Below are 8,396 nucleotides of genomic sequence, written 5' to 3' on the forward strand. Positions count from 1 at the left end.
TTTTACAACAACCACCGGCCACACGGCAGCCTCGGAGGCAACCCACCCATCAGCAGGTGCAACCAACCTACTGACTGAGTACAGGTAGGTCTCCCCCGTCGGGTCCGGGCCAGCCAGCTCCATCATCAGCTCGCCCACCCGCTGCGCCGCCTCCTCCCCCAGCGCCTCGAACCACTGCACCGGGTCCGGGATCAGGGCGTACTCCGCCGGCGCGGTCGTCTTCCACGCTTCCTGCGCGAACTTGCCGTACGTGTTCATCACGAACCTCCTCAGGTTCCGGAAAGAGAAAGGCATCAATGCTCAGCTGCCCCTCGACTTGTGTCCTTCTGCGGGTTCGGGCCATGGGGGGATCTCCTGATTGCGATCGGGAATCTCCCCCACACGCTACCCAGCCACTCCACCGCCATCTTTGAGAACACGCACCAGCTAACCTCCATTATGTTGATATGTCAACATCTACCTCAACGCGTCACTCACTCTTCCGCGCCTACAGGAGCGCCCATCCGCAACCTCGTCGATCAGTCCAATCGGGGTTTAGGTGGTTCCACCAGCTTCCGAGGACCAAAGCAGGCTCCAGACCATGGGGGCGCATCCCTGGCGTGGCCGCCCCGTTCTGGGCCTTGCGTTGCGACGCTCAAAGGCATGGCAGGCGCCTCCAAGCCACGATGCGACCCCTTGCAGAAAGCGACCGATCCGGAGTTCTGGGGGTACTGACGTAGAACAGCGGGTTCAGCCACATCCCATCGACGCATCCGGGACTAAAACATCCTGCCGCACCACGTCTAGCAAGCGTCACTTAAGCTACCGAAGTAGGGGCGTGGCACGGGCGTGCGCCATGTAAATAGAGCGGAGCAATGTGTACATCAAAAGATTGACTATCCAAAACGTGAAAAGCTTTCGCCAGGAAACCACCTTGGAGATGGGGCGAGGTGTCAACTTCCTCGTAGGTGACAACAATGGCGGCAAGTCCACTGTTTTGGAGGCCCTGCTTTTCCTGTTCGAAGGACCGACCACCACCAAGTGGCGTCCCGACACCTTCTACTCCACCGACGCAGACGGTCCTACGAGCGTCACTGCGGACATCTCGGGCGGAGTCGAGAACCTGGTGGAACAGCCAAAATATACTCTTCTCAAGAACTTTATTTTTGACAACGACGGCGAGAAGGTGCTCCGACTGCAGCGCAGCAGCGAGCAACGGACGGTCGTTCAAAACGATAAGGACAAAACTGTTGATGTCAAGGCAATATGCTTTTGGCATCCAGAGCGCGAACAGTTTGAGAACGTGACAGGTATAGACGCACGAGTCAAAACGATCTTTGATTTCGAGGCCATCTGGGCAGACGCGCATCCAGGTGATCACATTGATTTCGCAAATACCAAAACGCTCGGACGGCTCCTGGATGCAGCCTTCAAGCGTTTCACTGAGACTGATCACTGGAAAGATTTGGTGACAGCTCACGGAAAAGCATTTGCCAACGACGACGACAAGTCGTTCCTAGTTGAAACGAACCGGCTCGCCACTGACATCAAAGCGTTGGTGGATGACCAGTATGGGCACGCAGCGATGCGATTTGAGTTCAGCCTCCCGGATCCCTCTGTTTTCATGAAACAAGGGCGTCTTCACGTAGACGATGGTGCTGGAGAGACGCCTATCGAAGGCAAGGGTTCCGGCATGCAACGCGCCATCGCTTTAGGCATCATCCAGCTGTACGCGAAGTCAGAAGCTCTCGCCGACCCGGACAACCCAACACCACTGATTCTCATGCTTGACGAGCCCGAGACCTGGCTGCATCCGAGTGCTCAGCTACGACTCGGCGACGCACTGAGTGCCATTGGTGAGCGGGAACAGGTCTTTATTATCACGCATTCCCCATACCTGATCAGAAAGTTCGACAGCAACAACCACCGCTTGGCCGTGTTTGCGGGTCAAGGAGAACAACGACGCATCGACACGTCGACAACCTTTGGCCTATTTGGGGTCGGCGAACCCACCTGGGGAGAAATCAACTATCGTGCATTCGAGATCTGCAGCCACGAATTTCACAACGAACTCTATGGTTTCGTACAGAAGCATCTAGATAATCAACAACCTGAAGGGAAAATTGCCACGGAGAAGATCCTTGACGCGTTCTTGGAAAATCATGGTCTCACAAAGACCAAGATGTGGGAGCGCAATCCGACCTTCAAGTACGCAACAACCTTGCCGGTATATGTCAGAAACTCGATCCACCATCCGGAAAACAAAGCGAATGCATCAGTGACAGATACGGAGCTTCGAAAATCCACAGAGCAGCTCGTAACCCTCGTCGAGCTGCTGAGGTGATGACTGAATTACCCACAGTGGAAACGATAACGTTGACCGCTTACTGGATATATGTAAAGCAGGGAAAACTGAAGCGGGATCAGAATCTCCTGATGGCCCGGCAGGCCCGTCTGCAGTGATCCTCACGGCATGAACGTCTACCTGACACCTTTCGGTGCGGCGGTCCCTTACTGTGTGGCTCAGGACGGGAGGCGGCGGGATGACACGCAAGGTCGATCCAGCTGAGGCAGCGCTCATTATGCGCGCCGCGGGCTGCGTGCCGTTGGTGCCGTACCCCGGCTCAGGTGTTCCGTGGCCATGCATTCACGAACCGTGCGGGGCGCCGATCGCTCCGCTGTACTCGAACGTCAGGAAGCGGGGAAGAGCTTGCCGGCGGTGCGCCGATGAGAAGCAGGGGGCGAACCGTCGAGCCGGCCTCGCCCACGGAGCCGAGAGCACCATGCGGGCAGCCCAGTTCGAGCCGCTCGATCCGTACCCCGGCGCGGACAAACCTTGGCGTTGTCGGCACGAACCATGTGGCCAGGTGCGCACACCGACCCTGAATACGGTGCGCAGAAACGGCACCGCGTGCCGACCCTGTTGGCTCAGCCAGCAAGGGTTCACCGTGTGGTCCGCCGAATCCGCTGAAACGTACTTCCGCGACCATGGGCTGGAACCGCTGCAGCCGTACCCAGGGTCATCCTCGGTCCCGTGGCCAGCGCGGCACACCATTTGCGGCAGAGTCGTCACCCCACGGTTGGCCAACCTCGCCGCCGGGCAGGGACCCTGTCGCGAATGCGGGCAGGAAGCAACCCATACCGCCCAGCAGCTCAACCACGACGAGGCTGCCGCACTCATGCGCAGGGCCGGCCTGGAACCGTTGGAGCAATTCTCCGGTGTGGACCGTCCGTGGCGGTGCCGGCACGGACGCTGCGGCCGCGAAGTCAGCCCCACGTACACGAACACCAAACGAGGCCAGGGCGGCTGTCGCTCCTGCGCGGCCCAGGACGCCTCCGCCCGCCTTCTCATGCCAGAGCCGACCGCACGCGCGATCATGAACGCCTCCCGCCTCGAACCACTGGAGCCCTACCGGGGAAGCAACAAGCCCTGGCGATGCCGCCACGCGTGCGGCCGCACCGTGACCCCGACCCTCAACAACGTGGCCGCGGGCCGCGGCATCTGTCGCTACTGCAACAGCGCGTTCCCCTACGCCGGGCCTGCCACCCTCTATCTCGTCGCGGATCGAGACGCCGTCAAGATCGGGTGCGCCAAACGCGGCGGCACACGCATCGACGAACACCGCCGGCGCGCCTGGCAGCTCGCCTGGAGCCTAGACGTGCCCACCGGCGACGACGCCTACAACCTCGAACAAGCCGTCATCGCCTGGTGGCGGGACGAACTCGGGCTCTCCCCCGCTTACACCAGCGATCACATGCCCCAATGGGGGGCAACCGAGACCGCCCGCTGGGAAGACATGCCCCCGGATTCCGTTCTCGCCCGGGTCGAGCAGCTGGCTGAGATGTTGGGCCTTCCACCCCTCCGACCGCACCTGACGCGCTACCTCGAGGAGCGACCCGCCAGCGCCTGCACCCCGCTCGGGTCGCGCGACCGTCGACGAGCCGTAGCGTCCGGGCAACTGGCGCTACCTGGCCTGTAGCCCCGCAAGTGGCAGACAGCAACACCACCTGAACCGCCGGTGGAGCCGGCATACCCGCGGGCGGTCGGGCGCCCACCTCCCTAGTGGTGGTTCGCGTCGGCGGCGTCGTGGAGACGGGGAACAGGGACAGCACCGCGGTCCCTGATGGCCAGGACGGCCCCACCGAGCAACCCGCCCACCAGTCCGTAGGGGGTCAGGACCAGGACGTAGAGAAACCACACCGGGTCGACGACCACGTTCAGCACCAGGAAGGGCAGCATCAGCGCCACACCAGAGACGGCCATCAGGGCGATGCGAACCCCGGTGGTCAAGCCGTAGTCGGCCCCGGCCTCCCAGCACGGGCCCCACACCAGTTGGGTCCACACCAACCCCACCCCCATCAGCACCGCCCAACACAGCAACCAGGGCGACCAGCCGCCGCCCGGTGACAGGACGGCGGCGTAACCCAGGGCCAGCACCGGGGTGAGGGCTTGGAACACCAGATAGGTGCTCAGCGGATGCACGTGCAGGGCTCGTCTCACCAAATCACGCCTCTCCACTCGATAGCTCCCACCGTATGCCGCACACCCGCGTAGATACGCATGGACCTCGCTCGGGGCCACCCCCAATAACGTCTACCGCAGCACGGTCCGCCGCTAACTGGCCAGATGTAAAGCGGGACAGTCCCTTTCTTTACGCAATGTGGAAGGTGACCCAGAGCTGCAGACACACAAGCAATCATGGCAAAGTCAATGCATGCCAACCTATGAAATGGGCCAGTGGCTTTTAGTCATGTGCCATCGCACACAGCAACCTTCACCCGACTACCTGGTAGCCGCGTTCCCCACCGATGAGATTCGAGAGGCATACCTTTCAATTGCCTCGGAACGCGCTGAACAGGAGGTCCGGCACATCCTTCGAGCATTTGTAGGGCACTCCAGATCTCTAGGTTCATTCGATCGCCTACAAGTGCTTTCTATAGAAGCACTCCGAAAAGAGCAGGGCCGTGAAGCGACCAAAAATGGCTGGTCACCTCGATTTACAGAATATGAAATCCGGGCGCTCAACCATCTTTCCGGCACTTCGAGCACCCCAACCTGGGAGGGGTTAACATGGGCTCTTGATCTACTACCGCACGCACCCCAAAAAGCGATCGATGTTATCCATGCTTATATGTACGCCCATGCTCAGGTCCTACCGGATTTACGAATTAGCGGCCTAACGGACGCGGCGGAACTGATCCGAACTCGATATATACTACAGGGCAGCGCTTCAATTGAGACTCTACTCGAGCTCATTCTCAATCTCGATTCGCGGGATTTTGAATACCTCGTCGCTCATCTGTACGAGGTATTGGGATATGATACTGAAGTTACCCCTGCCCAAAAAGATTACGGCAAAGACGTAATCGCTAGGAAAATCAACGAAACCGTCTTTATCGAGTGCAAAAACTGGCAAGGGCATGTGGGGGTCAAGGTAATTTCTGATCTGGCGGGTCGCGTATCAATGGAACAAGCCACACGAGGAATTGTAATAGGCACATCAGGATTCACAGAAGGGCCTGCAACCGCAACTGAAATTGCTTCTAGATGGCCATCCAGAATATCGCTTCTGGATGGCATTGAGCTGATTAAATTAATGAATCAGCACCTTGGAAGCGAGTGGCATCGCCGAGTTGAACGAATAATTCAAAGCGAACGAAGCCGGCAAGATCGTCGACCGAAATAGTCAGTCAAACAACTCATTTACAGGCTCTTCAGAGTTGAGTGTGGGCGCGCCGGTGGTGCGGGGTAGCTGGGGATAGACGTCGAGGTCCTCGATGATGAGCGGACTCTTACCTCTGCTCGCACCAAGGACCTCGACAATGCTTAACCATAGTTGCGTATGCCCTGACGCGCTCGATCGCTGCGACCGATGCGATCTCCTCCTCGACTTCCCCGGCCTCCACCTGGTCTCGGTCACGCAGGCTCCCTCGGGCCTGGTGCTCGAGGTGGAGTCCTGCGTTCCGGTCCAAGGCTGTCCCGGCTGCGGAGTCATCGCTACTGGTCACGGCCGTGTGGTGGTCGAGGTGATTGATGCGCCCTGGGCGGGTCGGCCGGTGCGGGTCCGATGGCGCAAGCGCCGCTGGATCTGTCACGAGGACGTTTGCTCGGTGGTCTCGTTCGTCGAGCAGGACCCGGAGGTCTGTGCGCCGCGCGGTCTGCTGAGCACACGCGCGATCCGGTGGTCCATCGGTCAGCTCCGGCGCGAGGCAGCGACGATCCAGGGCCTGGCCCGGCAGCTCGGCACGACCTGGAACACCCTCTGGACTCAGGTCCGCCCCGTCCTGGCCACGGCCGCTGACGACCCGGTCCGGTTCGAGAACGTGCAGGTCCTGGGCGTGGACGAACACATCTGGCATCACCGCGACCCCCGCCGGCGCGGTCCGAAAGAGCTCACCGGGATGGTCGAGCTGACCCGCGGACCCCACCCCACCGCCAGGCTCCTCGACCTCGTCCCCGGCCGATCCGGCAAGGCCTACCGCGACTGGCTGGACGAGCGGGGCGAAGGGTTCCGGAAGCGGGTCGAGATCGCGACGTTGGACCCGTTCCAGGGATACAAGAACGCGATCGATGACCAACTCGAGGACGCCACCTGCGTGCTGGATGCGTTCCACATCGTCAAGCTCGCCGGCGCGGCAGTCGATGACGTCCGCGGCCGGATCCAACAGGAGACCCTCGGCCACCGAGGCCGCAAGGGCGACCCCCTCTACGGCATCCGCCATGTTCTCCGCGCCGGGCGAGAACGCCTCACGTCTCGTCAGCAGACTCGCCTGGAAGCTGCGTTCACGGCCCATCCCGATCACATCGCGGTCGAAGTCGCCTATCGCTGCGCTCAGGACCTTCGGGACGTGTTCCACCAGCCCACGCCTGCACGAGGACGCCAGCTTGCCGAAAAACTCATCGCCTCGCTGCCGACCTGCCCGATTCCCGAGATCGCCAGGCTCGGAAAGCCCTTGAGACGCTGGAAGACCGCGTTCCTGGCCTACTTCGACACCGACGGCGCGAGCAACGGTGGTACCGAGGCCATCAACGGGATCATCGAACTCGGCCGCCGCATCGCCCGCGGCTTCCGCAACTTCGAGCACTACCGCCTCCGCATGCTCCTCATCACCGGTGGACTCGACGCCTCACCCCACACTCAACTCTGAAGAGCCCATTTACAGATGAGCATGGATAGGTGTATTTCGCCGGGGTCCGAGTGGATTCCGGCGAACGTCTCGGTCGACACCACTGAGTCCCGGAACGCACGATCCCCTGGCTTCTGGCCTTCGGCAGGCTGGCCGTGTGCTGTCACCCCAGTGCGCCCACCATCACCGCTGTGGCCACCTTGACGGTCACCGTCATCTGCGCCCGGCGACGGCTCCGGAAGGACTATTGAAACCATTCCTAAATGCGTCGTCAGGAATCGATCTAGGTCCCAGTCCAAGGTAGATATTTCTTACCAATGACCTTGGGCACCCCTTCTAATGACATGAGGTTCGCTTTGGAAACCGCACTTTACTTTCCCCACATCAGAGTGCCGAAGGCTGCCTGGTTTACCCAGGTGCTGTTGTACTGGGAAGACGTCGCGTCCATCATCCCCCGTCCCAGTGGAACAACCGACATCACGAACTAAGCCCGTACATGAACGACCTCATTGACCACCACATGTTGAACAGGGCATCGCCAGATACATTTCTCGAGCTTGCTGCCAAGGGTGCCTCGTATACAACATTCGCACAAGACTTCCTCAATTTCCTCGAGTCGCGCCCACAGCCACTCTTGCCCTACGAGTATGTACAGGTCCACACCGAAAAGTTGCCGTACCTACTGTTCCAGGAACTCAGCAGCAAAGGTCTTGTTTACCACTTCGACGGCACAGCTTGGCAGGAGAGTTGGTGGTTCGTAGAAAAGAGTACCGCACACCTTTACATGAGCTATCTTGCAGCGGTCATCAGTAAAATGTCGCCGGGAACCGTCCCCGTCACAGACCGGCGTCAGGGCTTTGGAAAAGCATTGATTGGCGAGATTCCGCAGGACAACTCGCCAACAACGCCCGAATATGCACGTCTGCGGTTCAGCATGATTGCCAACGCCCTACCTGCTCCTCGCACTCAGGTCCCTGCCAGTGAGCTGCGTCGATTTAAGGACGACAACCACGACATCCTCCGTCGATGTAGAAACGAGATCGATCTAGAGATCCTCAGGCTGGCTGGCATCACAGAACCCAACGAAAAAGCGTACGCGATATCCATACTCACAGAGCGAATTCAGGACGACATAGAGACACTTCAAGGCGAGATGAGTAGGCGACGGTGGCCAAAAATTGTTTTGGTCGGCGTCGGCGGACTAGTTGTTGTGGGGCATGAGGTTCTTGTCACGGGTGCGTTGATGAGATGAGGAACGGGCTCCTCGCCACAGGATGGAAGTTCCTACA

Annotated in this window: 6 protein-coding genes and 1 pseudogene; 5 read left to right on the forward strand and 2 right to left on the reverse strand. The window is 59.9% G+C overall.

Annotated features, from left to right (window positions below; all coding sequences use genetic code 11):
- A pseudogene (locus ABEA06_RS13790) lies at positions 1 to 258 on the reverse strand (hypothetical protein); the annotation flags it as partial.
- A 598-nt stretch (positions 259 to 856) separates the two neighbouring features.
- Here ABEA06_RS13790 and ABEA06_RS13795 point away from each other — a divergent pair.
- Together ABEA06_RS13795 and ABEA06_RS13800 are read left to right on the forward strand one after the other, a co-directional pair.
- A complete protein-coding gene (locus tag ABEA06_RS13795) occupies positions 857 to 2,323 on the forward strand; it encodes an ATP-dependent nuclease (RefSeq protein ID WP_345311873.1) in 1,467 nt (488 codons plus the stop codon).
- A 736-nt stretch (positions 2,324 to 3,059) separates the two neighbouring features.
- On the forward strand, positions 3,060 to 3,959 hold the full coding sequence (locus ABEA06_RS13800; protein ID WP_345311874.1) for a hypothetical protein: 900 nt from the start codon (positions 3,060 to 3,062) through the stop codon (positions 3,957 to 3,959).
- 80 nt (positions 3,960 to 4,039) lie between these two features.
- On the opposite strand, the gene ABEA06_RS13805 is transcribed toward ABEA06_RS13800, so the two are convergent.
- On the reverse strand, positions 4,040 to 4,480 hold the full coding sequence (locus ABEA06_RS13805) for a hypothetical protein (protein WP_345311875.1): 441 nt from the start codon (positions 4,478 to 4,480) through the stop codon (positions 4,040 to 4,042).
- A 214-nt stretch (positions 4,481 to 4,694) separates the two neighbouring features.
- Between ABEA06_RS13805 and ABEA06_RS13810 the strand changes: the two genes are divergently transcribed.
- The 3 genes from ABEA06_RS13810 (at position 4,695) to ABEA06_RS13820 (ending at position 8,359) form a co-directional block, all read left to right on the forward strand.
- Complete coding sequence (locus ABEA06_RS13810) at positions 4,695 to 5,666, forward strand: restriction endonuclease (RefSeq protein ID WP_345311876.1); 972 nt, start codon at positions 4,695 to 4,697, stop codon at positions 5,664 to 5,666.
- Positions 5,667 to 5,802: 136 nt separating this feature from the next.
- On the forward strand, positions 5,803 to 7,128 hold the full coding sequence (locus tag ABEA06_RS13815) for an ISL3 family transposase (RefSeq protein ID WP_345311877.1): 1,326 nt from the start codon (positions 5,803 to 5,805) through the stop codon (positions 7,126 to 7,128).
- Between the two features lie 475 nt (positions 7,129 to 7,603).
- The gene (locus tag ABEA06_RS13820) at positions 7,604 to 8,359 is read left to right on the forward strand and encodes a hypothetical protein (protein ID WP_345311878.1); all 756 of its coding nucleotides are present in this window, start codon (positions 7,604 to 7,606) and stop codon (positions 8,357 to 8,359) included.
- Positions 8,360 to 8,396 lie beyond the last annotated feature (37 nt).

Source organism: Kocuria gwangalliensis (assembly GCF_039544365.1).
GTDB classification, from domain to species: domain Bacteria; phylum Actinomycetota; class Actinomycetes; order Actinomycetales; family Micrococcaceae; genus Kocuria; species Kocuria gwangalliensis.